We start from the raw sequence: 25,209 nt of genomic DNA, 5'->3' as shown, positions 1-25,209 counted from the left end.
AGGACATGAAGACAGATGGATTTGAAGAAGTATGTGACAATTGTGCCGGACTACCCGAAGGAAGGCGTACAATTTAAAGATATTACAACATTGATGGACAAAGGCGACGTCTATCGCTACGCGACAGATCAAATTGTAACGTATGCGAAAGAAAAAGAGATCGATCTTGTCGTGGGACCTGAAGCGAGAGGATTTATCATCGGCTGCCCTGTCGCATATTCGCTTGGGGTAGGATTTGCGCCTGTCCGCAAAGAAGGCAAACTGCCGCGTGAAGTCATCAAAGTCGACTACGGATTGGAATATGGAAAAGATGTCCTGACCATCCATAAAGATGCCATTAAACCGGGGCAGCGCGTCTTGATCACTGACGACCTGCTTGCAACCGGCGGGACGATCGAAGCAACGATCAAGCTGGTTGAAGAGCTCGGCGGCGTCGTAGCCGGAATCGCTTTCCTGATCGAACTGACATATCTTGAAGGAAGAAATAAACTGGACGGATATGATATTTTAACCTTGATGCAATACTAAACAAATTTTATACTATAAAAAGCACTCATAAAAAGCGGGTGCTTTTTTTCCTATTCATATAGTATTCCGGGGCCGGCAAAAGTCCTTTTGAATTTCTTCTCTTTACATCTGTGACATTTTTCTTGATAATAATTACAATACAGTTTTCAATTATAAAAAAGGTGATTCCATGGCGAACGAACAAGTATTAACCGCTGAGCAAGTCATTGAGAAGGCGAAAAGTTACCTTTCCGATGAACATGTTGCTTTTATAAAAAAGGCTTATCAGTACGCGGAAGACGCACATCGCGAACAATACCGCAAATCGGGCGAGCCTTATATTATCCATCCGATCCAGGTCGCGGGTATCCTCGTCGATTTGGAAATGGACCCCGCCACAATAGCGGGAGGATTTCTCCATGATGTGGTGGAAGATACGAGCGTAACGCTTGAAGATTTAAAGGAAGCATTCAACGAAGAAGTTGCGATGCTTGTCGACGGCGTCACGAAGCTTGGGAAAATTAAATATAAATCACAGGAAGAACAGCAGGCAGAAAATCATCGGAAAATGTTTGTGGCTATGGCTCAGGACATCCGCGTCATTTTGATCAAGCTGGCGGACCGTCTTCACAACATGAGAACCTTGAAGCACCTGCCGCAGGAAAAGCAGCGCAGAATTTCAAATGAGACGCTTGAAATATTTGCTCCGCTGGCTCATCGCCTTGGGATTTCAAAAATAAAGTGGGAGCTTGAGGATACCGCTTTACGCTATTTAAATCCACAGCAATATTACCGGATCGTCAATTTGATGAAGAAAAAGCGGGCCGAAAGGGAATTGTACGTCGAAGAGGTCGTAAACGAAGTGAAAAGCCGCGTCGAAGAGGTCAATATTAAAGCGGACTTTTCCGGCCGGCCGAAGCATATTTACAGCATCTACAGAAAGATGGCGATGCAAAACAAGCAATTCAATGAAATTTACGACTTGCTCGCAGTCCGGATCCTCGTCAACAGCATCAAGGACTGCTACGCGGTTCTAGGCATCATTCATACATGCTGGAAGCCGATGCCGGGCAGATTTAAAGACTATATCGCAATGCCGAAGCCGAACATGTACCAGTCCCTCCACACCACCGTCATCGGGCCGAAGGGGGATCCGCTGGAAGTCCAGATCAGGACGTTTGAAATGCACGAAATTGCGGAATACGGAATCGCGGCCCACTGGGCTTACAAAGAAGGCAAAAATGTCAATGAAGATTCAAGCTTTGATAAAAAGCTTTCCTGGTTCCGCGAAATTTTGGAATTTCAAAATGAGTCGAGCGATGCCGAAGAATTTATGGAATCTCTAAAAATCGATTTGTTTTCCGACATGGTGTTCGTTTTTACGCCGAAAGGGGACGTCATTGAATTGCCGTCAGGCTCTGTGCCGATCGACTTTTCGTACCGGATCCATTCAGAAATAGGCAATAAAACGATCGGGGCGAAAGTAAACGGAAAAATGGTCACGCTTGATTACAAGCTGCGCACAGGGGATATCGTAGAAATTCTGACATCCAAGCATTCGTACGGTCCGAGCCAGGACTGGATCAACCTTGCGCAGACATCTCAGGCTAAGCATAAAATCCGCCAGTTCTTTAAAAAGCAGCGCAGAGAGGAAAATGTCGAAAAAGGCAGAGAACTGGTTGAAAAAGAAATTAAAAACCTGGACTTTGAAGTGAAGGACGTCTTAACAGTCGAGAATCTGCAGAAAGTCGCCGACAAGTTCAATTTTGCCAATGAAGAAGACATGTATGCCGCAGTCGGCTATAACGGCATTACAGCTGCTCAAGTTGCAAACCGTCTGACGGAAAAAGAACGGAAAATCAGAGATCAGGAAGAACAGGTGAAAAGCGTTCAAGATGTAACACCTGAACCGAAACCTTACCAAGGGAAAAAACGCGAAGCGGGTGTTCGCGTCAAAGGCGTTGACAACCTTCTGATCAGACTGTCAAAATGCTGCAACCCCGTTCCGGGAGATCCGATCGTCGGATTCATTACAAAAGGCCGTGGTGTATCCGTCCATCGCGAGGACTGCCCGAATGTTTTAACAAATGAAGCGCTCGACCGGCTGATTCAAGTAGAATGGGAGCATGAGCCGCAGACGCAGCGGAGAAAAGAATATAACGTCGAAATCGAAATTCTCGGCTATGACCGCCGCGGCCTTCTTAATGAAGTTCTTCAGGCCGTTAATGAGACAAAAACAAATATTTCATCTGTGTCAGGTAAATCGGACCGCAATAAAGTGGCGACGATCCATATGGCCATCTTCATTCAAAATATTAATCATTTGCATAAAGTGGTTGAACGGATCAAACAGATCAAAGATATCTACTCCGTGCGCAGGGTGATGAATTAGGAGGAAAAGCGTCATGAGATTAGTTGTTCAGCGCGTCACAGATGCAAGCGTTTCGGTAGGAGGCGAGACTGTCGGTCAAATCGGCCTCGGCTTGATGGTGCTTGTCGGCGTGACGCATGAGGATACGAGCGAAGATGCCGCATATTTGGCGGAAAAGCTAGTCAATCTGCGGATTTTTGAAGATGAAGGCGAAAAGATGAACCTGTCGCTTTTAGATGTCGGAGGCTCCGTTTTATCGGTTTCTCAGTTTACCTTGTACGGCGACACGAAAAAAGGAAGACGGCCGAATTTTACAAAAGCGGCAAAGCCCGATCAGGCGCTTCAATTATACGAGGAGTGGAACAGCATGCTTCGCGCAAAAGGCGTTGCTGTCGAAACGGGAAGATTTGGCGAAATGATGGATGTCAAGCTGACAAATTCGGGTCCCGTCACCTTTATTATGGATTCGAAAGCATAAAAAAGCTCCCATTTGGGAGCTTTTTTATTAGTTAAAATAGTTTTCTAAGCCGCTTCTAATGCCGTCTGTCACTCTTTCTCTATAAGCGTTCGTGCTGACAACCGCTTCTTCTTGAGGATGGCTCAAGTAGCCGAGTTCAAACAATGCGGCGGCCTGTTTATTTTCTCTTAATACGAAGTAGTCCCCGAATAATACGCCGCGGCTTGGCAGAGGCGAGTGCTTTTCGATCTCGGACTGCACGTCTGCTGCGAGCTTCCGGTCTTTTGACGGGCTGTAGTAATAGGCGGTATTTCCCCTTACGGACGCGTTTGGAAAACTATCATAATGAATGCTGATAAAAGCGTCGGCGTTTCGATAATGAGAGGTCGCGACCCGCGACTGAAGGCTGACGAAAGAATCGTCATTCCGCGTCATATAGACGTTGACGCCATCGGCTCTCAGTTTTGCGGCAAGAAGCGTTGCTGTTTTGATGGTCAGCCGTTTTTCGAGCGTCCCCCGCGTTCCGATTGTCCCGCTGTCATGTCCTCCGTGTCCGGCATCGATGACAACCGTTTTATTTTTGATTGTGCCGCTCGCGCTTGACCGCTTTGCCAAAGGCGGTGCTGCGCTTTTCGAATCTCCGGCTGAGCCAGACTGGTCAGCGGTCTGAACGACCCAGTTTGCCACATAGGCGGAATCGCCGTTTGACAGTTTGATTTCATACCAGTCGCCTTTTGCAGAGACGATCGGGTAAGACTCGCCTTTCCCTGCGCGCTTGACGATCGCTGAGGATGTCGAAGGCCCGCTTCTAACATTTGTGCCTTCATACACGATGGTGGCCTGCTGTTTTGACCCGGAGCCGCTGCTTGTTTCCGAAGTTCCGCTTTTCTGTTTGGGTCCTTCGAGAATATAGTGGCTTGCGACCCAGCCCTTTTGACCATTAAATTCGATTTCATACCAGCCGTGCTGTTCGTTTAAAATCGTCACACTTGCATTCCGTTGAAGCGACGCAATAATCCGTCCTTGATGGGAAGCTGTGCTTCTGACATTTAAGGTGGATACGCCGACCGTTCCTGATTTTGTTGATGAAGCGCGTGATGAAGACGATTGAGACTGTTTTGCTCCTGAACCTTGATTGACATAGTCTGAATGGACCCAGCCAGTGATGTTCTGATAGGAAATCTTCACCCAGTTTCCGTCGGTCTTTAGCAGGTCAGCCTGTTCTCCTTCAGGGAATACGCCTTGGACTTCATATGAAGTGCCGGGGCCTTTTCTGATTCTCAGGTTTGCTTCGGAAGATGTGACTTTTCCCTCCGCTGAATCAGAGCCGTTGGAGACTTGGCTTTTTTTCTTGATCAGCCAGGATACAACCCATCCTTTTTGTCCGCCGTTCAGCTGGATCTGGACCCAATCCCCGCGCTCTTCAAGAATCGGATAGCTTTCATTCCGGCTGACGACGCTGACGATTTCATGGCTCAGTCCGGGTCCGCTCCTGACATTGATTTCATCGGTGGCAATCACGGCTTCCCCGATGGCTGCAGAAGCTGTGTTTGACGATGTATAAAAGGCTGCTTGTGCTGCCAGCATCATCGATAGGATCAATACTGTTCTTTTTTTCATATTGTTACCCATCTCCTCCTTTCGGTAAAAAACTTGGAACACTACTTCTTCTTCTATATCGTATATTCCTTGCCGTTTTTTTAATAAAATGAAAATGATTTGTTTATACTATAGAAAAAAGATATCAAAAGGATGTTGTTGTGTGAGGTATAATCAAAGAATGGGCAGAGCGATCCATGAGCAAGATGCAAATCTGCATCTAAAGGATCATGCGGATCCGGAGCAAGCCGGCTTTATGGAAGAAACGGCGACTGAGCTGGGGCTCGCGTCCAAAGAATCAATTCAGAATAAAAAGAACCGCAAATAGGGTTGACATGCACACTTAACACTCGTATTATAATATAAATTAGTGTACATATGAGTTGAACTGAAGATGGAGAATAGTAGGCAAGAGTACGTGAAAAGAGAGGAACCGCCCTGGGCTGAAAGCGGTCTGCACGGTATCTTGACCGAATGAACACTCCGAAGGTTTCCCGCTGAAAGCCCGGCAGAACTTGCGAGCAATTAGGCGGCGGACGTGAACCTGCGTTAAAGGCATGAGCGGGAACGGGTTGATCGTTCCAACTAGGGTGGCACCACGGGTATAACTCTCGTCCCTACTATTGGTTTTATAGTAGGTTCGGGGGTTTTTTTATTTCCATAAATGAAAAAAAGCATTTAAGTCATGAGGAGGATTTAAAAATGGGATTTAATATTCCAAGGGGAACACAAGATATTCTCCCAGGAGAATCGGAACGCTGGCAATACGTCGAAAAGATTGCGAGAGAAACGTGTCATGCGTATCAATATAAAGAAATCCGGACGCCTATTTTTGAACATACAGAACTATTTTCCCGCGGGGTGGGAGAATCGACCGATATCGTACAAAAGGAAATGTACACATTCGCTGACAAAAAAGGAAGAAGCCTGACGCTTCGTCCTGAAGGCACTGCATCTGCAGTACGCTCTTTTGTGGAAAACAAACTTTTTGCTAATCCGGTTCAGCCGACGAAACTTTACTACATCGGACCGATGTTCCGCTATGAAAGGCCGCAGACAGGCCGCTACCGCCAATTTTATCAATTCGGCATCGAAGCGATCGGTTCGAACGATCCGGCGATTGACGCGGAAGTCATTGCCTTGGCGATGAGCGTATACCGGAAAGCGGGTCTCAGCAATCTGAAGCTGGTCATTAACAGCCTCGGCGACAAAGAGAGCCGAACCGCTCACAGAGAAGCGCTGATCCGCCACTTTGAGCCGAGGATCGACGAGTTTTGTTCAGACTGTCAAAAACGGCTCCGACAAAATCCGCTGCGGATTCTGGACTGTAAAAAAGACAGGGATCATGAACTGCTGAAAACCGCTCCTTCTATTCTTGACTACTTAAATGAAGAATCCAAAGCCTATTTTGCGAAAGTGCAGCAATATCTGACCGACATCGGCATTGCGTTTGAGGTCGATCCGAACCTGGTGAGAGGTCTTGACTATTACAATCACACAGCTTTTGAAATCATGAGCAATGCCGAAGGTTTCGGAGCGATTACAACGCTTGCTGGCGGAGGGCGCTATGACGGCCTTACCGAGGAGTTCGGCGGACCGAAAGCGCCGGGCATCGGCTTTGCAATGAGTATCGAACGTCTTCTCGCCGCACTGGACGCGGAAAATGTGAAAGTCGGAGCGGATGAAGGCATTGACTGCTATATCGTGACACTTGGCGACAAAGCCAAAGACTATTCTGTATCCCTCCTTTATAAATTGAGAGAAGCAGGAATTTCCGCCGAAATCGACTATGAACAGAAAAAAATGAAAGGCCAGTTTAAATCCGCCGACCGTCTCAATGCGAAATATATCGCTGTTTTGGGCGAGGATGAACTGAGCCAAAATCAAATGAATGTCAAAGATGCGAAAACAGGAGATCAACAGGCCATCGGCCTTGATGAATTCATCCATTTCTTGAAAACAAACACTGAAAGTTAAAGGAGAGGACCGCTTTGTTTGGACGAACATATTATTGTGGCGAAATAACGGAGAAGGCGATCGGAGAATCCGTCGTTTTAAAAGGATGGGTTCAAAAAAGACGCGATCTCGGAGGCTTGATTTTTATTGATTTGAGAGACCGCACCGGCATTGTGCAGGTTGTATTTAATCCCGACGTTTCCAAAGACGCCCTTGAAACAGCTGAAAGCATCCGCAGCGAATATGTGCTTGACATTACAGGAAAAGTCGTTGCCCGTGAAGAAGCAACAGTCAATCCGAACTTGAAAACCGGGAGAATCGAAATCCAGGCGGAATCGGTCAATGTGCTGAGTGCGGCCAAAACGCCGCCTTTTGCGATCAGCGACCAGGCTTCAGAAGTGTCTGAAGACATCAGGTTGAAGCACCGCTATCTCGACTTGCGCCGACCGGAGATGTTCAACACCTTAAAAATGCGGCATAACGTTACAAAAGCCGTCCGCAGCTTCCTTGATGACAACGGCTTTATCGATATTGAAACACCGGTGTTGACAAAAAAAACGCCTGAAGGAGCGCGCGACTATCTCGTGCCGAGCCGCGTCCATGAAGGAGAATTTTACGCGCTGCCGCAGTCTCCGCAGCTTTTCAAACAGCTGTTGATGGTGTCCGGCTTTGACCGCTATTATCAAATCGCCCGCTGCTTCAGGGACGAAGATTTGCGCGCCGACCGCCAGCCGGAGTTTACGCAGATCGATATCGAAATGTCATTTATGAACCAGGAAGACATCATGAAGCTCGCTGAAGAAATGATGGCGAAAGTCATGCTCGAAACGCACGGTGTGGACATTTCTCTGCCGCTGCCGAGAATGTCATATCAGGATGCGATGAACCTTTACGGATCCGACAAACCGGATACCCGCTTTGACATGCTTTTGACCGATGTATCAGAAAACGTAAAGGATTCCGATTTTAAAGTGTTTGCGTCAGCTGTGGCAAACGGAGGCGCGGTTAAAGCGATAAACGTTAAAGGCGCTGCATCTAAATATTCGCGGAAAGACATTGACGCACTCGGCGAATTCGCCGCAAACTACGGGGCGAAAGGGCTGGCATGGCTGAAAGCCGAAGCGGACGGACTGAAAGGCCCGATTGCGAAGTTCTTCCAGGGCGAAAAACAGCAGGTGCTCATTGAAGCGCTTGACGCGAAGGAAGGGGACCTCATCCTCTTTGTCGCAGACCGGCTGGAAGTCGCCAATGACGCGCTCGGCGCGCTGCGCTTAAAGCTCGGAAAAGAATTGAATCTGATCGATGAAAGCTTGTTCAACTTTTTATGGGTCGTTGATTGGCCGCTTCTTGAGTATGATTCAGAAGAAGGACGTTTCTATGCGGCACACCACCCGTTCACGATGCCTGTCCGGGAAGACCTTGATCTGGTCGACACGAATCCGGAAGACATGAAAGCGCAAGCCTATGATCTTGTCTTAAACGGCTATGAGCTGGGCGGCGGATCAATCCGTATTTTTGAAAAAGATGTTCAGGAGAAAATGTTTGCGCTTTTGGGTCTATCTGAGGAAGAGACGAAAGAGCAGTTCGGCTTCCTGCTTGAAGCGTTTGAATACGGGGCTCCCCCGCACGGCGGAATCGCGCTCGGCCTTGACCGGCTTGTGATGCTGCTCAGCGGCCGCACCAACCTGAGAGATACGATCGCATTCCCGAAAACGGCAAGCGCAAGCTGTTTGTTGATGGAAGCACCTAGCGAAGTGGACAGCGCCCAGCTCGATGAGCTGCACCTGTCAATCAACCGCAAAGTTCGACAGTAAATTGTAAAATATACGGCTGTACATCCCATTGAAAATCAAAGGGACGTATGATATCATTTTTAACAAATAAAGTCCTGATGTGTTTGTTGTACACCTAGTTTTGACCGAACATTTTTTTACTTGGGAGTTCGACGTTTCCAAATGGAGCAAATGCCTCTTATCACTCGTGTGCTCAGGAGGACTTGCAAAGTTTGGAACAGAACACCCACCTGCCGAGAGCGGGATCAAAACGAAGGAATACGACAACGGCACAATCGGGACTTTTTTTGTGCTTGAAAAGGCCTTTTTCGGCTATACATAGGATAATCTATGAGGCGAAGCGAAAAAATATGACGGGAAAATGAAATAGACCGCTTGTTTAATCACCCGATTATGATAAGATACTATCGGTAACTGTTAATAAAGATGGAGTGAGATTCTTGTTACATCAGTTTTCACGCAATGAATTAGCGATTGGAAAAGAAGGTTTAAATATTTTAAAAAACAGCACGGTCGCCGTTTTAGGCGTCGGCGGGGTCGGCTCTTTCGCCGCGGAAGCGCTCGCCCGTTCTGGTGTCGGCAGAATCGTGATGGTCGATAAAGACGATGTTGACATCACCAATGTCAACCGTCAGCTGCCGGCTTTACTTTCAACGGTAGGACAGCCGAAAGTTGACTTAATGAAAGCGAGAATCGCCGATATTAATCCTGAGTGTGATGTCATCGCTTTAAAAATGTTCTATACCGAAGAGACGTATGAACAGTTTTTTGCTTATGAACCGGATTATGTAATCGACGCGTCAGACACGATTCATTATAAAATTCACTTAATGAAAGAGTGCCTGAAGCGGGACATCAACATCATTTCAAGCATGGGAGCGGCCAATAAAACAGATCCGACAAGGTTCCAAGTGGCCGATATTTCAAAAACCCACACCGATCCGATTGCAAAAGTCATCCGGACGAGGCTTCGCAAGGAAGGCATTACGAAAGGCATTAAAGTCGTCTTTTCTGACGAAAGCCCGATCGTGATCCGCGAAGACGTACGCCAAATCGTCGGAAATGACGAAGCGAAAATTCGCAAAGCGCAGATGCCGCCGTCTTCGAATGCTTTTGTTCCGTCAGTCGCAGGCTTGATCATGGGCGGCCATGTGATCATGGAGCTTTTGAAAGATATCCCGATCAAAAGGGTGAAAGATAAGTAATACAAAAATGACGGCAACGGTGCTGTCGTTTAAGATTGTTGACAAAATCCCAAAACTAAAAGCCGTTTTGGGATTTTGTCATCCTTTAAAGCTCAGTGTAAGAATAAACAGCCTGTTCCCCATATGAAAAGGGAACAGGCTGTTTATTATTTTTGTTTCATCAGCTTGTCATATACTTGTTTCAGCGCAAGCTCAAATTTTCCTGTCTGCTTCGGCTGATAGTAAACTTTGTTTTTCAGCGGATCAGGCAGGTACTGCTGTTTGACCCAGCCGTTCTCGTAATTGTGCGGATATTTGTATTCGACGCCTCTGCCAAGCTCTGCGGCTCCTTTATAATGGGCGTCTTTTAAATGGTTCGGCACATCGCCGATCTTTCCGGAGCGGACGTCTGACAGCGCTTCGTCAACCGCAAGGATCGCCGAGTTCGATTTAGGAGACAGGCAAAGCTCGATCACGGCGTTGGCGAGCGGAATCCTTGCCTCCGGAAATCCGATTCGTTCCGCCGTTTGAATAGCTTGAAGCGTTCTTCCTCCAGCCTGCGGACTCGCCAGGCCGATATCTTCATAGGCGATAACAAGCAGCCTCCGTGCAAGGCTTTCCAAATCCCCCGCTTCAATGAGCCTTGCCAGATAATGAAGTGCCGCATTGACATCAGAGCCTCTGATCGATTTTTGGAAAGCGGAAATGACATCATAATGCGCGTCTCCATCTTTGTCGTGGACAAAGCTTTTTTTCTGCAGGCATTCTTCTGCGATTTCCAATGTAATGCGGATGGTTCCTTCGCTGTTTTCCTTTGTGGACAATACGGCAAGCTCGAGCGCATTCAAAGCGGAGCGGACATCGCCGCCGCAGCCGCGGGCCATATGGTCAAGGGCTTCATCGTCGAGGGCAACATCATACGAACCGAGGCCTCTGTGTTCATCCTCAAGCGCCCGTTTAATGGCCGCTTTGATTTGTTCAGAGTCTAATGGCTGCAGCTCGAAAATCTGCGTTCTGCTTCTGATCGCCGGATTGATCGCATGGTACGGGTTGGCTGTCGTCGCCCCGATCATAATAATCATGCCGTTTTCCAAATACGGAAGGAGAAAGTCCTGCTTGCCTTTGTCAAGCCGGTGCACTTCATCAAGGATTAAGATGACCTGCCCCGACATTTTGGCTTCGGCGGCAACGGCTTCCATATCCTTTTTATTATTGATGACAGCGTTCAGCTTTCGGAAAGCGATGCTTGTGCTGCCGGCAATCGCCGTGGCGATCGACGTTTTGCCGATGCCCGGGGGGCCGTACAGAATCATCGATGAGAGGTGTTTGGCCTGCACCATCCGATGAATGATCTTTCCTTCTCCGACCAGATGATCCTGGCCGAGAACCTCTTCGATTTTTGTAGGGCGCATTCGAAATGCGAGTGGTTTCATGATTGATCTCTCCCGAATGTATTCTTTTTATAGAGTAACGGAAAAAAGACGATTAGAAAAGAAATGAATATGGCAAGCTGAATATAGGGCCGAAAATGAAAGTTTATATAAAGTGTGCTATAATAACCTGTAATCTATCAGAAGGGCAAGGCTGGAACCTTGCCTTAACCGAGTTTTTAATATATAACAGATGCTTAAAAACCAACAGCCGGCTTGCACCGGTAATTTCATTTGGAGAACGGCTTATGCCTTGTTAGGATGTGCTGGGCGCCTCCTGCGTCCGAACGGGACTCGGCTGCGTGCTTTTTCCTCCTTCGAGGAACGCCGAGTGCTTCGTCCTGGTGAGAAAGAAGACTCGGCTAAAGGCTTTCGCGTCCTGCGAAAAACGCCGAGTACCTTCGTCCTGAAGGCATGATTTATTATAGGTTAGAGGTGTTTATTTTGAAAATATCAACTAAAGGCAGATACGGGCTGACGATTATGATTGAGCTTGCTAAAAAGCATGGGGAAGGCCCGACTTCTTTGAAAAGTATTGCTCAGACAAACGATTTATCGGAACATTATTTGGAACAGCTTGTTTCACCTTTGCGGAACGCAGGACTTGTGAAAAGCATCCGCGGCGCGTACGGCGGCTATATTCTGGGTGACGAGCCTGAGGCGATTACGGCGGGCGATATCATTCGCGTTCTGGAAGGACCGATCAGCCCGGTGGAAGTACTTGAAAATGAGGAGCCGGCAAAGCGCGAGCTGTGGATCAAGATTCGCGACGCTGTCAAGGAAGTGCTGGACTCCACGACGCTTGAAGACTTGGCCAGCTATACAGAGGGCGAGCAAGAAGCGTATATGTTTTACATTTAAGATCGAGGTGTAATGGTAGGATGGAACGGATTTACTTAGACCATGCAGCGACTTCTCCGACTGACCCCCGGGTAGTGGAAAAAATGCTGCCTTACTTAACGGAAAACTTCGGAAACCCTTCAAGCATTCATTCCTTTGGGAGGGAGAGCCGAAAATGGCTTGACGGCACGAGGGAGCTGATCGCTCGGGAAATCGGAGCGCATCCCAATGAAATCGTTTTTACGAGCGGGGGAACCGAAGCCGACAATATGGCGATTCTCGGAACCGCACTGGCGAGAGAGCAGCAGGGCCGCCACATCATCACGACAAAGATCGAGCACCACGCCGTTCTGCATACGTGCAACAGGCTTGAAGAAATGGGATTTGACGTCACATATCTTGATGTCGACGAAAGCGGAAGAATCTCCGCTGAGCAGGTGAAAGACGCGCTGCGGGACGATACCATCCTGGTGACGGTAATGTATGGAAACAATGAAGTGGGAACGATTCAGCCGATAGATGAGATCGGCGATCTGCTAAAAGACCATCGGGCGCTGTTTCATACAGATGCGGTACAAGCCTTCGGCTTTTTGCCGATTGATGTGCAAAAAAGCCGTATCGATATGATGTCAGTCTCCGGACATAAACTGAACGGGCCGAAGGGGACAGGCTTCTTATACGTCAACGAAAAGGTGAAGCTCAGCCAGCTGCTTTTCGGAGGAGAGCAGGAACGCAAACGCCGGGCGGGAACGGAAAATGTCCCGGGAATCGCGGGACTCGGTGAAGCCGTTTTGCTGTCAGGTCAGGAAAGAGAAGAAAAATCGGCGCTTTACCGCCGGTTTAAAGACATCGTCATTCGTACGCTGGAAGCAGATGGCGTCTCCTTCGATGTGAACGGCAGCAGAGAGCACAGCCTGCCGCATATTTTAAATCTGTATTTTCCGGGAGTATCTGTTGAATCGCTGCTCGTTAATCTCGATATGGCGGGAATTGCAGTATCGAGCGGATCGGCGTGCACGGCCGGATCTGTGCTTCCGTCTCATGTTCTCTCCGCCATGTTTGGCGAGGAAGATGACCGGCTGACGTCATCCATACGGATCAGCTTCGGCTTTGGCAATACAGAGGAGCAGGTGGAGCGGGCCGCGAAAGAACTTGCGGCAATTGTTCAGCGCCTGTCATAAGTGTCGGGAAGCGACGCTCCGAGCTAAAGATTCGCATCTTGCCCGAAAATGATGATATGATCTGAAAGGACAAGTTTTTGAATTGATTTATTGGAGTTGATGAAAATGACGAAGCGGCCTGAAGATACACGGGTGGTCGTCGGAATGTCCGGAGGCGTTGATTCCTCTGTGGCGGCTTTGCTTTTGAAAGAGCAGGGCTATGATGTCATTGGAATTTTTATGAAAAACTGGGATGACACAGATGAGAACGGTTTTTGCACAGCGACGGAAGATTACGAAGATGTTATAAAGGTATGTAATCAAATCGGAATTCCGTACTATGCGGTAAATTTTGAAAAGCAGTATTGGGAAAAGGTTTTTCAATATTTCCTTGATGAATATAAAGCGGGCAGAACGCCGAACCCGGATGTGATGTGCAACAAAGAGATTAAATTTAAAGCCTTTTTGGAGCACGCTTTGTCGCTTGGAGCCGATTATTTGGCCACCGGCCACTATGCGCGGGTCGACCGTACGGACGGGCGTGTTAAAATGCTCAGAGGGCTGGACGAAAATAAAGATCAGACCTATTTTCTTAACCAGCTGACAGAAGAGCAGTTAAGCAAAGTGCTGTTTCCGATCGGCGAGCTTCAAAAAAGCCGCGTCAGGGAAATCGCAAAAGAAGCGGGGCTTGCGACAGCTGCCAAAAAAGACAGCACAGGCATCTGCTTTATCGGAGAACGGAACTTCAAAACGTTTCTCAGCCAGTACCTTCCAGCACAGCCGGGAGATATGCGGACGATGGAAGGCGAATTCAAAGGCCGCCACGACGGTTTAATGTACTATACGATCGGACAAAGGCACGGCCTCGGCATCGGGGGAAGCGGAGACCCTTGGTTCGTCGTCGGAAAAGACCTTGAAAAAAACATCTTGTATGTTGACCAAGGATTCGACAATCCGCTTCTTTTCTCCGATAAGATCACGGCGACAAACGTAAGCTTTGTGCATGACGGCGTCTTCGGCGGCGAAGACGAGCTCGCCTGCACGGCCAAATTCCGCTATCGCCAAGCCGATCACGAAGTCACTGTCAGAATGACCGGGACAGATGAAGCAGAGGTCGTCTTTAAAGAGCCGGTCCGCGCCGTTACGCCGGGACAAGCGGTTGTCTTTTACAGAGGTGAAGAATGCCTAGGCGGCGGAACGATTGATGATGTGTTTAAAGACGGACAACAACTTTGGTATGTATAAAACCGGGGCTCTGGATAACACCCCGGAGCTTCTCGAACGGCTGCCGGCAATGTCGGCGGCCTTTTTAAAATAGTTCGTGAAAGGGAGAGGGCTTTTGGATTACAATCAAATTGGAATAGATGCTATGCAAAAAGGCGACTTTGAAAAAGCCGCAGAAGCCTTTACAAAGGCAATTGATGAAAACAGCGGCGATCCGGTGCCTTATATCAACTTTGCCAATCTGCTTTCGGCAGTCGGGGAACTGGACAGGGCGCTTAAGTTTTACGACCGGGCGGCTGCTTTGGACGAGAAAGCGGGAGCAGCTTATTATGGAGCCGGGAATGTCTATGTCATGAAAGAACGGTATCAAGAAGCGAAGGACATGTTTGAAAAAGCGCATCGGACGGGCATGGAAAACAGCGACTTATATTATATGCTCGGGACGACGCTTGTGAAGCTTGAGCAGCCGAAGCTCGCGATGCCGTATTTGCAAAGGGCCGCTGAGCTGAACGATACGGATGTCGAAGCCCGTTTTCAATACGCGATGTGCCTTGCCAATGAAGGGATGCTGGACGAAGCGATCACGGAGTTTTCAAATGTAACAGAGCGCGATCCGTCCCATGCAGATGCTTTTTATAATTTAGGCGTTGCCTATGCGTTTAAGGAAGATCGGGAAACCGCGCTTGCCATGCTGAACAAGGCGCTGGACATTCAGCCGGACCATATGCTCAGCATTCGCGCCAAGCAGCTTTTGGAAGAAGCTTGATTGATCAAGGGCCGTCATAACGGATTTTGAATGGAGAGGGGGAGAACAGTGATGCAGCGCCATAACCCGGACCAAATTGAAATGGAAGAAGCTTCATTTGTAAAAGGAACGGTTGCGGCTGTCATTTATCATAATGAAACAAACCTGTATACCGTATTAAAAGTAAAAGTGGAAGAAACATCGGAGTCTTTTGAAGACAAAACCGTTTCTGTCACGGGTTACTTTCCTTTGATCCATGAAGACGATATCTACACTTTTTACGGAAAAACCGCCTCCCATCCGAAATTTGGCCTGCAATTTCAAGCGGATCATTTTAAAAAAGAAGTGCCGACAACGAAAGAAGGTGTGATCCAATACTTGGCCAGCGATTTATTTGAAGGAATCGGCAAAAAAACGGCCGAGGAAATTGTTAATAAGCTTGGGGAAGGTGCGATCAACAAAATTTTAAGCGACGGCGCCGTCCTGTATGATGTTCCGAAGCTCTCCAAAAAAAAGGCGGATAAGCTTGCCGCTGCCCTGCAGCAGCATCAGGGGCTCGAACAGATTATGATCTCCTTGAGCGAATTCGGCTTCGGCCCCCAGCTGTCCATGAAAATTTATCAGGCGTATGAAGCGGAAACGCTTGATAAAATCCGCGAAAATCCTTACCAGCTTGTCAAGGATGTCGAAGGAATCGGCTTTATCAAGGCGGACGAACTGGGCGGCAGAATGGGGATCTCAGGCAAACATGAAGAGCGGATCAAGGCGGCGATTTTATACACGGTTGAAGCGACATGCCTTCAAGAAGGGCATACATACATAGACACGAGACAGCTCATCATCGAGACGCAAAAACTGTTAAACCAGTCTGCAGGTGATGAAAAAGTAACCGAGATGGATGTGGCGGACGCGATCATTTCTTTAGGGGAGCAAAAAGAGCTGTTCATTGAAGATGAAAGGTGTTATTATCCGTCCCTTTACTACGCTGAACAAAGCTTTGCCAAAAGGGTGCAGAAAATCGCCGGACAGACCGAATACGATGACCAGTTTCCCGAATCGGAATTCCTGCTCGCTTTAGGGGAGCTTGAAGAACGGATGAAAGTGCAGTACGCGCCAAGTCAAAAAGAAGCGATTCAAAAAGCGCTGATGTCGCCGATGCTGCTTTTGACAGGCGGACCGGGAACCGGGAAAACGACCGTCATTAGGGGAATCGTCGAGTTGTACAGTGAGCTGCACGGCTTAAGCTTAAATCCGGCTGATTACAAAAAGGATGAAACGTTTCCGTTTGTGCTCGCAGCACCGACCGGCCGGGCCGCTAAGCGGATGAGCGAGTCGACCGGGTTGCCGGCCGTGACGATTCACAGGCTTCTCGGCTGGAATGGAGCCGAAGGATTTACGCACGATGAAGACAATCCGATTGACGGACGGCTGCTCATCATTGATGAAACGAGCATGCTTGATATATGGCTCGCCAACCAATTGTTCAAGGCGATTCCCGACCGGATTCAGGTCATCATGGTCGGAGATGAAGATCAGCTTCCGTCCGTCGGTCCCGGACAGGTGCTGAGGGATCTTTTGGCATCGAATGTCATTCCTTCTGTCAGATTAACCGATATTTACAGGCAGGCTGAAGGCTCTTCCATCGTTGAACTGGCGCATGAAATGAAACAAGGAAAGCTTCCTGAAAACTTGACCGCGCCGACAAAAGACCGTTCTTTCATTCTCTGCCGCCAGCAGCAGATTAAAGAAGTCGTCGAAAAAGTCGTCAAAAACGCGCTGCAAAAAGGGTATTCGGCCAGGGATATTCAGATTTTGGCTCCGATGTACAGGGGAGCAGCCGGTATCAACGAGTTAAACGCGCTTTTGCAGGGCATCCTGAATCCCCCGAAGCCGAAAGGCAGGGAAATGAAGTACGGCGATGTCGTGTACCGTACCGGGGATAAAGTGCTTCAGCTCGTCAACCAGCCGGAACACAACGTGTTTAACGGTGATATGGGTGAGATCGTCTCGATTTTTTATGCAAAAGAAAATACGGAAAAAGAAGATATGGCCGTCGTCTCTTTCGACGGGAATGAAATCACCTTTACAAAAAAAGATTTTAACCAATTTACGCACGCCTATTGCTGTTCGATCCACAAATCGCAGGGCAGCGAATTTCCGATCGTCATCCTTCCGGTCGTCAAAAGCTATTACCGCATGCTGAGAAGGAACTTGCTTTACACGGCCATCACAAGAAGCAAGAAATTCCTGATTTTGTGCGGGGAAGAGGAGGCCCTTGAATGGGGCGTGAAAAATAAGGAATCATCGGAAAGGCAGACATCGCTTAAAAGAAGGCTTCAGCAGGCGGCGCATGAAGAGGATGAAGAGCTCATGGCGCTGCAAAAAGAGCTGCCTTTTAGCGTCTATGACGCCAATATCGGGATGGAAGGCATTACACCTTTTGATTTTATGGAAAAGGAAGCAGAATAAGTGTTTTTCATGGAATCCATTTCATCGTATGAGTCTCGTCGCAACAGCAGATCATAAGAATGTTCGTAAAAAGGTGGTTGATCACACTTTGAGAACATGCAATGAGCTGGAAGGACTCAATGTTTACGACAGACAATCTTCTCTCCCGCTTGGGGTGGTAACAGATATCTGTTTTTCCAATGAAGGGACATGTCTCGGATTGATTATGGAAGAGAAGCGGCGCTTTTACAATCCCCGTTCGCTTCTTCCGCTTCCCGCTGTCACCGAAATCGGACGTGACAGCGTATATGTTGATTTCACCGAATTCAAGCCGATGCAAATCCCGAAGCAGAGTCTTTCTTATGACCAGATGAAACAAAAAATGGTCAAAAACGGAGCAGGAGATACGCTGGGCATGCTGGAAGATGTATACTTTTCTTCCGACACGGGCATAATCGTAGCATATGAACTATCAGACGGTTTTTTTGCCGATTTGTCAGGCGACAAAAAGCAGATTCACTCATCTGGGGAACCGCTTGAAGTAGGCAGAAGCACAATCGTCTTGAACGAATAAGAGGTGTGTGTTCAAATGCTCGTTTGCCCGAATTGCAAAAGCAAAAACATCGGCAAAATCGGTGTAAATCAATATTACTGCTGGGGATGCTTTATTGAGCTGACCCTTTCAAAAGGAAAAATTTCGACTCATCAAGTCGAAGAGGACGGAACATTGAGCAGCCTGGACGATCTGTTTTCAGATGACGAACGAACGATTAACCTTTGAATGGAGGTTAGAAAGTTGAATCGTACAATGACTTCTCTCATTTCTTTAGGAGCCGGGGCTTTGATGTACTACATGGCGTCTCAGAACGATATGATGAACAAGCGAAACATGAGAAAGCTGAGAAGACGCGTCATGAAAATGTTTTAAGCAGAAGGGATACCCTTAAAAGGGTGTCCCTTTTTTCTTCGGGAATAATTACAAGCAGAAATCAAAAGCTAACAAGGGGTGAAAAAAATGCTGAAAAAACCGCTGCAGCTTTTAATGTGGGTCTCGATCTTCATGCTTTTGCTATTAACCGTCTATATCTTTTTGCAGCTGAGAATGATTTGGGAGCCTGTCTGTGTGCTGCTGAAGTCGATTCTGATCCCGCTTGTAATTGCGGTTTTTATCACCTATCTGCTTTTGCCTGTCGTTGAAAAGATACATCGGGCCGGCGTGCCGAGAACTTTGAGTATTTTGCTGATTTATGTTCTGTTTTTTGCCGGTCTCGGCTACGCCTTTTACAAAGGGGTGCCGATCCTCATTAAACAGCTGACAGAGCTATCAGAGGGAATTCCGTTTCTTGCCGCATCTTACGAAAGCATGCTGGATCAGCTGCATCATCATACAGACGGCTGGCCCGACGGCATGAACGACAGGATCGACAGGTTCGTCAATCAGACGGAGGAATTCGTAGCAAGCTGGGTAGAACGGACGATCAGAAGCATCCGGTTCGTTTTTGATTATATGCTCGTGGCGGCGATTATTCCTTTTTTAGTATTCTACATGGTGAAAGATATTGATACGATGAAGAAGGCGGTATGGTATTTGACGCCTTCTTCATGGAGGGCGAGAGGCAGCGAATTCATCCGCGATGTCGATGATTCTCTTGGAGACTACATCAGAGGCCAGCTTTTTGTCTGTCTTGTCATCGGCTTGGGAGCGAGCCTGTCATTTTGGTTTTTTGACCTGCCCTATCCGCTGATCCTCGGCCTTGTCATCGGCGCGACAAATGTCATCCCGTATTTCGGTCCCGTCATCGGCGCGATTCCCGCCGTTATGGTAGCTGCCGCTTTATCGACGAGGCTCGTTTTCGTGGTGATCATTACGATTTTGGTGCTGCAGTTTATCGAAGGCAATATTCTCGGCCCTCTTGTCGTCGGCAAAAGCCTGCATATGCATCCCGTCGTCATTATGCTTGGATTGCTGGCGGGCGGGGAGCTTGCCGGCATCATCGGCATGATTCTGGCTGTGCCTGTCATGGCCGTTATCAAAGTGATGCTCGTCCATTTTTTAGCGGCAAGAAAAGCGTGAGCGGCAGAAGTTTGACATAACGGCTTCCGTTGTCTATAATTTCGAAATAGACATACATACGTATCTCGATTGACGGATCCGAGTATACTGAAGCCCTGTTTTATAGAGAGAAGCTCCATTGCGGTGAAAGAGCTTTAACAGAAGATCAGTAGAAGCTAATCCTGAGTGCAGGCGAAAACCTGCCGTCTTCATCCGGCGTTATTCGGATATCAAGGTGATGGGCGTTTTGTTACGCCCATAATCAGGGTGGTACCGCGAGAGGAGCTCTCGTCCCTGTGTAAACGTTGTTTGCATAGGGCGGGGGCTTTTTAATTTGCATGTGCATCATTTAAAGGAGGAAAAAAATAATGAAGACATTGACATCCGCACAAGTGCGCCAAATGTTTTTAGATTTTTTTAAAGAAAAAGGGCATGCCGTTGAACCGAGCGCCTCTCTTATTCCGCATGAAGATCCCTCCCTGCTTTGGATCAACAGCGGAGTTGCGACGCTGAAAAAATATTTTGACGGACGGGTTGTGCCGGAGAATCCGCGCATCTGCAACGCTCAAAAATCAATCAGGACGAACGATATTGAAAATGTCGGGAAAACAGCCCGCCACCATACGTTCTTTGAAATGCTCGGGAACTTTTCGATCGGCGATTATTTCAAAGAAGAAGCGATCGAGTGGGCATGGGAATTTTTAACCGATCAAAAATGGATCGGCTTCGATCCCGAACGGCTGTCAGTCACGGTCCATCCGGAAGATGACGAAGCGTATGAATTATGGTCAAAAAAAATCGGCGTTCCTGAGGAACGGATCATCAGACTGGAAGGAAACTTCTGGGATATCGGCGAAGGCCCGAGCGGACCGAATACCGAAATTTTCTATGACCGCGGTGAAGATTATGGAAATGACCCGTCTGATCCGGAACTTTACCCGGGTGGGGAGAACGAGCGTTACCTTGAAGTATGGAATCTTGTGTTCTCCGAGTTCAACCACAATCCTGACGGAACATACACACCGCTTCCGAAGAAAAACATCGATACGGGGATGGGCCTTGAACGGATGGTATCTGTTATTCAAGATGCCAAGACGAACTATGATACGGATTTGTTTATGCCGATCATCAAGGCGACAGAAGCCATTTCAGGAGAAAAGTACGGCACATCTGCTGAAAAAGATACGGCATTTAAGGTTGTGGCTGACCATATTCGAACGGCTGCGTTTGCGGTCGGCGACGGAGCGCTTCCGTCAAACGAGGGGCGCGGCTATGTCATCAGAAGGCTGCTTCGCCGCGCTGTCCGCTATGCGAAGTCCATCAATATTAACCGTCCGTTTATGTATGAGCTCGTGCCGGTAGTTGCCGACATCATGGCCGCATTCTACGGCGAAGTCAAAGAAAAAGCGGACTTTATCGCGAAAGTCATCAAAACAGAGGAAGAACGCTTCCATGAAACATTGCACGAGGGCTTGGCGATTCTCTCAGAAGTGATTCAAAAGGAAAAAGCAAAAGGAAACCGCATCATTTCCGGGGAAGATGTCTTTAAACTGTATGATACGTATGGATTCCCTGTTGAACTGACCGAAGAATACGCCGAAGATGAAGGCATGGAAGTCGATCATGACGGATTTGAGCGCGAGATGGACAAGCAGCGCGAACGGGCCCGGCAGGCGCGCCAGGACGTCGGCAGCATGCAGGTTCAAGGCGGCGCTCTCCGCGATATCATGACAAAAAGCGAATTCATCGGCTATTCCGATATCAAAACGGAAACGAAAATCGCCGAGCTTCTTCAAGACGGGGAACTTGCCGACCTCGTTCAAGAAGGCAAGAAAGTTCAGTTTATCCTGGAAAAAACCCCGTTCTATGCTGAAAGCGGCGGGCAAATCGGTGATAGAGGCTGGGTTAAAAGCGGGGATGCCGCGATTCGCGTCACAGATGTTAAAAAAGCGCCGAACGGCCAGAACCTGCATGAAGGGATCGTGGAAAGCGGCGCAATTAAAAGAGGCATGAGCGTGACCGCAGAAGTCACGGAGCGGCTAAGAAAAGACATCGTCAAAAACCATACCGCGACACATTTGCTTCATCAGGCGCTGAAAGATGTGCTCGGTACGCATGTCAACCAGGCAGGCTCGCTAGTCACTGACAGCCGTCTGCGCTTTGACTTCTCTCACTTTGGACAGGTGACTAAGGAAGAACTCGAACAAATAGAAACAAAAGTGAACGAGAAAATTTGGGCATCGATTCCTGTGCAAATCGACTTAAAACCGATTGATGAAGCGAAAGCGATGGGAGCCATGGCGCTGTTTGGCGAAAAATACGGAGACATCGTCCGCGTCGTTCAAGTCGGCGACTACAGCATCGAGCTGTGCGGAGGCTGCCACGTGAGAAACACGGCTGAAATCGGTCTCTTTAAGATCGTGTCCGAATCAGGCATCGGGGCCGGCACCCGCAGAATCGAAGCGGTAACTGGGCAGGGCGCTTATGAAGAGATGAACGCCAAACTGGAGCTTCTCGAGCAGGCGGCAGAAGTCCTGAAAACCAATGTGAAGGAAGTGCCGAAACGGATCGAAGCGCTCCAGTCTGATCTGAAAGAAGCTCAGAGAGAAAACGAATCTTTATTGGCGAAACTGGGAAATAAAGAAGCCGGAGAGATTTTAGAAAAAGTAAAAGAAATTGACGGAATCAAACTGCTCGCAGAAAAAGTGAATGCCAAAGATATGAATCACCTGCGCACAATGGTTGACGATCTGAAGGCGAAACTGGGCTCAGCCGTCATCGTTCTCGGGGCGGTTCAAAACGAAAAAGTGAATATTTCCGCCGGAGTTACAAAAGATTTAATAGAGCGGGGTTTCCACGCAGGCAAGCTTGTCAAGCAAGTCGCAGAAGCATGCGGAGGCGGCGGAGGCGGCCGTCCGGACATGGCGCAGGCGGGAGGAAAACAGCCTGAGCGGCTTGCTGAAGCATTAGCATCTGCGGAAGAATGGGTAAAATCCGTTTTATAAATAGCCGTTGTGGTGTAGAATGGTGATTAGAAGGTAATCAGGCTGAAACTTTGCCTGCGAATTTGGGAAAGAGGTGCAAAACGGTGAGCTCATTTGATAAGACGATGAAATTTAACTTTTCCGACGATTCGATGGAAACCAATGTAAATGAAGTGCTGATAACCGTCCATGATGCGCTTCAGGAAAAAGGCTACAACCCGATCAACCAAATTGTCGGATACCTGCTATCAGGAGATCCCGCTTACATTCCAAGGCATCGAGATGCACGTAACCTGATTCGGAAAATAGAAAGAGACGAGATAATCGAAGAATTGGTTAAATCGTACTTAGAACAGCATAAAGAGGCGTAAACAAGCATGCGAATATTAGGTCTGGATTTAGGTTCGAAAACGCTCGGCGTAGCGCTGAGCGATGAAATGGGCTGGACGGCTCAAGGGATAGAAACGATTAAAATCGACGAGGCGGGCGGTGACTACGGCTTGAACCGCCTCGCCGAATTGACGAAAGACTATGTCATTGACAAGATTGTACTCGGTTTTCCCAAAAACATGAATGGAACCGTCGGCCCGAGGGGGGAGGCGAGCCAGAAGTTCGCGGAAGTGCTTGAAGAAACGTTTCAAGTTCCCGTCGTGCTTTGGGACGAGCGCCTCTCGACAATGGCGGCCGAAAGAATGCTGATATCAGCAGATGTAAGCAGGCAGAAAAGAAAAAAAGTAATAGATAAAATGGCGGCCGTGATGATCCTTCAAGGATATCTCGACAGCCTAAACTCATGAGGTGAATAAGATGGAACACGGAGAAAAAAACATTACGATTGTAGACGACAAAGGAAACGAACAGCTGTGTGAAGTGCTCTTCACATTTGACAGCGATCAGTTTAACAAGTCATACGTGCTTTATTATCCGGTTGAAGCACAGGATGAGGAAGAGATCGAGATCCATGCTTCAAGCTTCGTACCGAATGAAGCCGGAGAAGACGGCGAACTGATGCCGATTCAAACAGAAGAAGAGTGGGATATGATCGAAGAGACGCTGAACACGTTTTTAGCGGATGAAGACGAAGAAGAATAAAGCAGCGGCTGAACCGCTTGACAAAATCCTAAAACTTAAACCGTTTTAGGATTTTGTCATTTTTTAAATGGGCATCTGCAATCATTTGCGCCCTGCTGCCGACAGGCGGCTTTTTTTATTAAAACATTTTGTAATAAATTGCCGAATGATAACGAATCATGTAGTATATACCATGGGAGGAGAGGAGGACACCAATGTTTGAAGATCAGACAAAGAAACCGTTTATAAAAAGACTCCTTAAACATAAAATAAAGTTTTGGCTGACTGTGGTCGCGGTTCTGCTGATTTTAACCGCAGGCGCTGTTTCGCTCTACGTCAAATCGGCGCTCGAACCGGTCGATAAAAATAATGCAAAAACGGTCAGCGTCTATATTCCGGAAGGATCGACCGTTACGTCCATCGCCGCCAAACTGAAAAAAGAGGACCTAATTAAAAACGAAAAAGTATTTATCGCTTATGTGAAATTTAAAAATGCCTCCGGCTTTCAAGCGGGGAACTTTCAGCTCAGCCAGTCGATGGATGCGGCCGGCATGGTCAAAAAGCTGACGAGCGCTTCGCATGTACCGGCATTTAAAATTACCGTTCCTGAAGGAAGACAGCTCCAGGAAATCGCAGCTATCATCGCCGGACAAACCAACTACTCGGCAGCGGACATTATGAAAAAGCTGGATGACCGCGAATTCATCAGCCGATTAAAACAGAAGTATCCGAAACTGATCACCGACGACGTGCTAAACAAGAATATCAAGCATCCGCTTGAAGGATACCTGTATCCTGCGACATATCCGTTTTACGACCCTGAGACGAAGCTGGACGCAATCATCGAAGCGATGATCAAACAAACAGATCAGCTGGCTGAAAAGTATGAAAAGCAGATGAAAGACAAAAAGATGTCCGTCCACAAAGCCTTGACGATGGCTTCGTTAATTGAAGAAGAAGCTACCGAAAAAGCGGACCGGCACAAAATCTCAAGCGTCTTTTACAACCGCATCAGCAAAAACATGCCATTGCAAACGGATCCGACCGTTTTATACGCGCTTGGGGAGCATAAAAACCGTGTCATGTACAAAGACCTTGAAGCGGATTCCCCGTATAATACGTACAAACATGCCGGTCTACCGCCTGGGCCGATTGCTAACGCGGGAGAGAGCTCCTGGGAAGCGGCATTAAATCCGGAGCAAACAGACTATGTTTATTTCCTTGCAAAGAAAAATGGGGAAGTCGTCTTTACAAAAACGCTTGAAGAACACAATAAAGCAAAAGCAAAATACATTACGAACACGCAGGACGAGGAAAAAGGAGAGTAAAAATTACTCTCCTTTTATTCGCAAATACAAAGGTTTTATGATAAAATATATCGGGTTGT

The 25,209-nt window shown here is 47.8% G+C and carries 23 protein-coding genes, 1 other RNA gene and 1 other annotated feature; of the genes, 22 read left to right on the top strand and 2 right to left on the bottom strand.

Annotation, left to right across the window (positions count from 1 at the left end; all coding sequences use genetic code 11):
• Positions 1-15 precede the first annotated feature (15 nt).
• From MKZ04_RS09915 to dtd, 3 genes are all read left to right on the top strand, one after another.
• Complete coding sequence (locus tag MKZ04_RS09915) at positions 16-528, top strand: adenine phosphoribosyltransferase (RefSeq protein ID WP_023855391.1); 513 nt, start codon at positions 16-18, stop codon at positions 526-528.
• Positions 529-697: 169 nt separating this feature from the next.
• Positions 698-2,899: a RelA/SpoT family protein gene (locus MKZ04_RS09910; RefSeq protein ID WP_023855390.1), complete on the top strand. Its 2,202-nt coding sequence runs from the start codon at positions 698-700 to the stop codon at positions 2,897-2,899.
• A 13-nt stretch (positions 2,900-2,912) separates the two neighbouring features.
• Positions 2,913-3,356 carry a D-aminoacyl-tRNA deacylase gene (gene dtd, locus MKZ04_RS09905; protein WP_020452409.1) on the top strand — a complete coding sequence of 148 codons (444 nt, stop codon included), beginning with the start codon at positions 2,913-2,915 and terminating at the stop codon, positions 3,354-3,356.
• 27 nt (positions 3,357-3,383) lie between these two features.
• Here dtd and MKZ04_RS09900 read toward each other — a convergent pair whose 3' ends face one another.
• Complete coding sequence (locus tag MKZ04_RS09900) at positions 3,384-4,955, bottom strand: SH3 domain-containing protein (RefSeq protein ID WP_023855389.1); 1,572 nt, start codon at positions 4,953-4,955, stop codon at positions 3,384-3,386.
• A 142-nt stretch (positions 4,956-5,097) separates the two neighbouring features.
• On the opposite strand from MKZ04_RS09900, the gene MKZ04_RS09895 reads away from it, so the two are divergent.
• The 5 genes from MKZ04_RS09895 (at position 5,098) to MKZ04_RS09875 (ending at position 9,888) form a co-directional block, all read left to right on the top strand.
• The gene (locus MKZ04_RS09895) at positions 5,098-5,262 is read left to right on the top strand and encodes a YrzK family protein (protein WP_023855388.1); all 165 of its coding nucleotides are present in this window, start codon (positions 5,098-5,100) and stop codon (positions 5,260-5,262) included.
• A gap of 54 nt (positions 5,263-5,316) precedes the next feature.
• Positions 5,317-5,556 (top strand) — a binding site (T-box leader).
• Positions 5,557-5,636: 80 nt separating this feature from the next.
• The gene (gene hisS / locus MKZ04_RS09890) at positions 5,637-6,911 is read left to right on the top strand and encodes a histidine--tRNA ligase (protein ID WP_023855387.1); all 1,275 of its coding nucleotides are present in this window, start codon (positions 5,637-5,639) and stop codon (positions 6,909-6,911) included.
• A gap of 14 nt (positions 6,912-6,925) precedes the next feature.
• On the top strand, positions 6,926-8,704 hold the full coding sequence (gene aspS / locus MKZ04_RS09885) for an aspartate--tRNA ligase (protein WP_341045802.1): 1,779 nt from the start codon (positions 6,926-6,928) through the stop codon (positions 8,702-8,704).
• A gap of 68 nt (positions 8,705-8,772) precedes the next feature.
• Positions 8,773-8,969: non-coding RNA, 6S RNA (ssrS, locus tag MKZ04_RS09880), on the top strand.
• Positions 8,970-9,123: 154 nt separating this feature from the next.
• Complete coding sequence (locus MKZ04_RS09875) at positions 9,124-9,888, top strand: tRNA threonylcarbamoyladenosine dehydratase (protein ID WP_025811059.1); 765 nt, start codon at positions 9,124-9,126, stop codon at positions 9,886-9,888.
• Between the two features lie 146 nt (positions 9,889-10,034).
• Here the strand turns inward: MKZ04_RS09875 and MKZ04_RS09870 are convergent, their stop codons facing one another.
• Entirely contained in the window at positions 10,035-11,300 is a 1,266-nt protein-coding gene (locus MKZ04_RS09870) for a replication-associated recombination protein A (RefSeq protein WP_023855383.1), read from the bottom strand.
• A 441-nt stretch (positions 11,301-11,741) separates the two neighbouring features.
• On the opposite strand from MKZ04_RS09870, the gene cymR reads away from it, so the two are divergent.
• From cymR to mltG, 14 genes are all read left to right on the top strand, one after another.
• A complete protein-coding gene (cymR, locus tag MKZ04_RS09865) occupies positions 11,742-12,158 on the top strand; it encodes a cysteine metabolism transcriptional regulator CymR (protein ID WP_023855382.1) in 417 nt (138 codons plus the stop codon).
• 20 nt (positions 12,159-12,178) lie between these two features.
• Positions 12,179-13,318 (top strand): cysteine desulfurase family protein, encoded by a 1,140-nt coding sequence (locus tag MKZ04_RS09860; RefSeq protein ID WP_103749543.1) that lies wholly within the window; start codon positions 12,179-12,181, stop codon positions 13,316-13,318.
• 105 nt (positions 13,319-13,423) lie between these two features.
• Complete coding sequence (gene mnmA / locus MKZ04_RS09855; RefSeq protein ID WP_050820726.1) at positions 13,424-14,542, top strand: tRNA 2-thiouridine(34) synthase MnmA; 1,119 nt, start codon at positions 13,424-13,426, stop codon at positions 14,540-14,542.
• Between the two features lie 94 nt (positions 14,543-14,636).
• Positions 14,637-15,287: a tetratricopeptide repeat protein gene (locus MKZ04_RS09850; RefSeq protein ID WP_025811062.1), complete on the top strand. Its 651-nt coding sequence runs from the start codon at positions 14,637-14,639 to the stop codon at positions 15,285-15,287.
• Positions 15,288-15,338: 51 nt separating this feature from the next.
• Positions 15,339-17,735 carry an SF1B family DNA helicase RecD2 gene (gene recD2, locus MKZ04_RS09845; RefSeq protein WP_341045799.1) on the top strand — a complete coding sequence of 799 codons (2,397 nt, stop codon included), beginning with the start codon at positions 15,339-15,341 and terminating at the stop codon, positions 17,733-17,735.
• Positions 17,736-17,823: 88 nt separating this feature from the next.
• Positions 17,824-18,288 carry a PRC-barrel domain-containing protein gene (locus MKZ04_RS09840; RefSeq protein ID WP_023855377.1) on the top strand — a complete coding sequence of 155 codons (465 nt, stop codon included), beginning with the start codon at positions 17,824-17,826 and terminating at the stop codon, positions 18,286-18,288.
• Between the two features lie 15 nt (positions 18,289-18,303).
• On the top strand, positions 18,304-18,495 hold the full coding sequence (locus MKZ04_RS09835) for a hypothetical protein (protein ID WP_016885531.1): 192 nt from the start codon (positions 18,304-18,306) through the stop codon (positions 18,493-18,495).
• A gap of 15 nt (positions 18,496-18,510) precedes the next feature.
• A complete protein-coding gene (locus MKZ04_RS09830) occupies positions 18,511-18,642 on the top strand; it encodes a YrzQ family protein (protein WP_003183926.1) in 132 nt (43 codons plus the stop codon).
• An 87-nt stretch (positions 18,643-18,729) separates the two neighbouring features.
• Positions 18,730-19,788 carry an AI-2E family transporter gene (locus MKZ04_RS09825; protein ID WP_341045796.1) on the top strand — a complete coding sequence of 353 codons (1,059 nt, stop codon included), beginning with the start codon at positions 18,730-18,732 and terminating at the stop codon, positions 19,786-19,788.
• A 347-nt stretch (positions 19,789-20,135) separates the two neighbouring features.
• Positions 20,136-22,772: an alanine--tRNA ligase gene (alaS, locus tag MKZ04_RS09820; RefSeq protein WP_023855375.1), complete on the top strand. Its 2,637-nt coding sequence runs from the start codon at positions 20,136-20,138 to the stop codon at positions 22,770-22,772.
• Positions 22,773-22,855: 83 nt separating this feature from the next.
• A complete protein-coding gene (locus tag MKZ04_RS09815) occupies positions 22,856-23,122 on the top strand; it encodes an IreB family regulatory phosphoprotein (protein ID WP_003183920.1) in 267 nt (88 codons plus the stop codon).
• 6 nt (positions 23,123-23,128) lie between these two features.
• A complete protein-coding gene (ruvX, locus tag MKZ04_RS09810; protein WP_003183918.1) occupies positions 23,129-23,548 on the top strand; it encodes a Holliday junction resolvase RuvX in 420 nt (139 codons plus the stop codon).
• A gap of 10 nt (positions 23,549-23,558) precedes the next feature.
• Positions 23,559-23,843, top strand: a complete 285-nt coding sequence (locus MKZ04_RS09805) for a DUF1292 domain-containing protein (protein WP_341045793.1) — start codon at positions 23,559-23,561, stop codon at positions 23,841-23,843.
• A gap of 194 nt (positions 23,844-24,037) precedes the next feature.
• Positions 24,038-25,150 (top strand): endolytic transglycosylase MltG, encoded by a 1,113-nt coding sequence (mltG, locus tag MKZ04_RS09800; protein ID WP_023855374.1) that lies wholly within the window; start codon positions 24,038-24,040, stop codon positions 25,148-25,150.
• The last annotated feature ends 59 nt before the right edge of the window (positions 25,151-25,209 follow it).

This window comes from Bacillus sp. FSL W7-1354, assembly GCF_038002405.1.
In the GTDB taxonomy this organism is placed as follows: domain Bacteria; phylum Bacillota; class Bacilli; order Bacillales; family Bacillaceae; genus Bacillus; species Bacillus paralicheniformis.
Note: the sequence above shows the minus strand (reverse complement) of the source record. Positions and strands in the feature narration are given on the sequence as shown.

Excerpts from the sequence above, each read along its gene's own strand:
- MKZ04_RS09915 (WP_023855391.1), top strand. The coding sequence starts at position 16 with ATGGATTTGAAGAAGTATGTGACAATTGTGCCGGACTACCCGAAGGAA.
- MKZ04_RS09910 (WP_023855390.1), top strand. The coding sequence starts at position 698 with ATGGCGAACGAACAAGTATTAACCGCTGAGCAAGTCATTGAGAAGGCG.
- dtd (WP_020452409.1), top strand. The coding sequence starts at position 2,913 with ATGAGATTAGTTGTTCAGCGCGTCACAGATGCAAGCGTTTCGGTAGGA.
- MKZ04_RS09900 (WP_023855389.1), bottom strand. The coding sequence starts at position 4,955 with ATGAAAAAAAGAACAGTATTGATCCTATCGATGATGCTGGCAGCACAA.
- hisS (WP_023855387.1), top strand. The coding sequence starts at position 5,637 with ATGGGATTTAATATTCCAAGGGGAACACAAGATATTCTCCCAGGAGAA.
- MKZ04_RS09870 (WP_023855383.1), bottom strand. The coding sequence starts at position 11,300 with ATGAAACCACTCGCATTTCGAATGCGCCCTACAAAAATCGAAGAGGTT.
- MKZ04_RS09860 (WP_103749543.1), top strand. The coding sequence starts at position 12,179 with ATGGAACGGATTTACTTAGACCATGCAGCGACTTCTCCGACTGACCCC.
- mnmA (WP_050820726.1), top strand. The coding sequence starts at position 13,424 with ATGACGAAGCGGCCTGAAGATACACGGGTGGTCGTCGGAATGTCCGGA.
- recD2 (WP_341045799.1), top strand. The coding sequence starts at position 15,339 with ATGCAGCGCCATAACCCGGACCAAATTGAAATGGAAGAAGCTTCATTT.
- MKZ04_RS09835 (WP_016885531.1), top strand. The coding sequence starts at position 18,304 with ATGCTCGTTTGCCCGAATTGCAAAAGCAAAAACATCGGCAAAATCGGT.
- MKZ04_RS09825 (WP_341045796.1), top strand. The coding sequence starts at position 18,730 with ATGCTGAAAAAACCGCTGCAGCTTTTAATGTGGGTCTCGATCTTCATG.
- alaS (WP_023855375.1), top strand. The coding sequence starts at position 20,136 with ATGAAGACATTGACATCCGCACAAGTGCGCCAAATGTTTTTAGATTTT.
- ruvX (WP_003183918.1), top strand. The coding sequence starts at position 23,129 with ATGCGAATATTAGGTCTGGATTTAGGTTCGAAAACGCTCGGCGTAGCG.
- MKZ04_RS09805 (WP_341045793.1), top strand. The coding sequence starts at position 23,559 with ATGGAACACGGAGAAAAAAACATTACGATTGTAGACGACAAAGGAAAC.
- mltG (WP_023855374.1), top strand. The coding sequence starts at position 24,038 with ATGTTTGAAGATCAGACAAAGAAACCGTTTATAAAAAGACTCCTTAAA.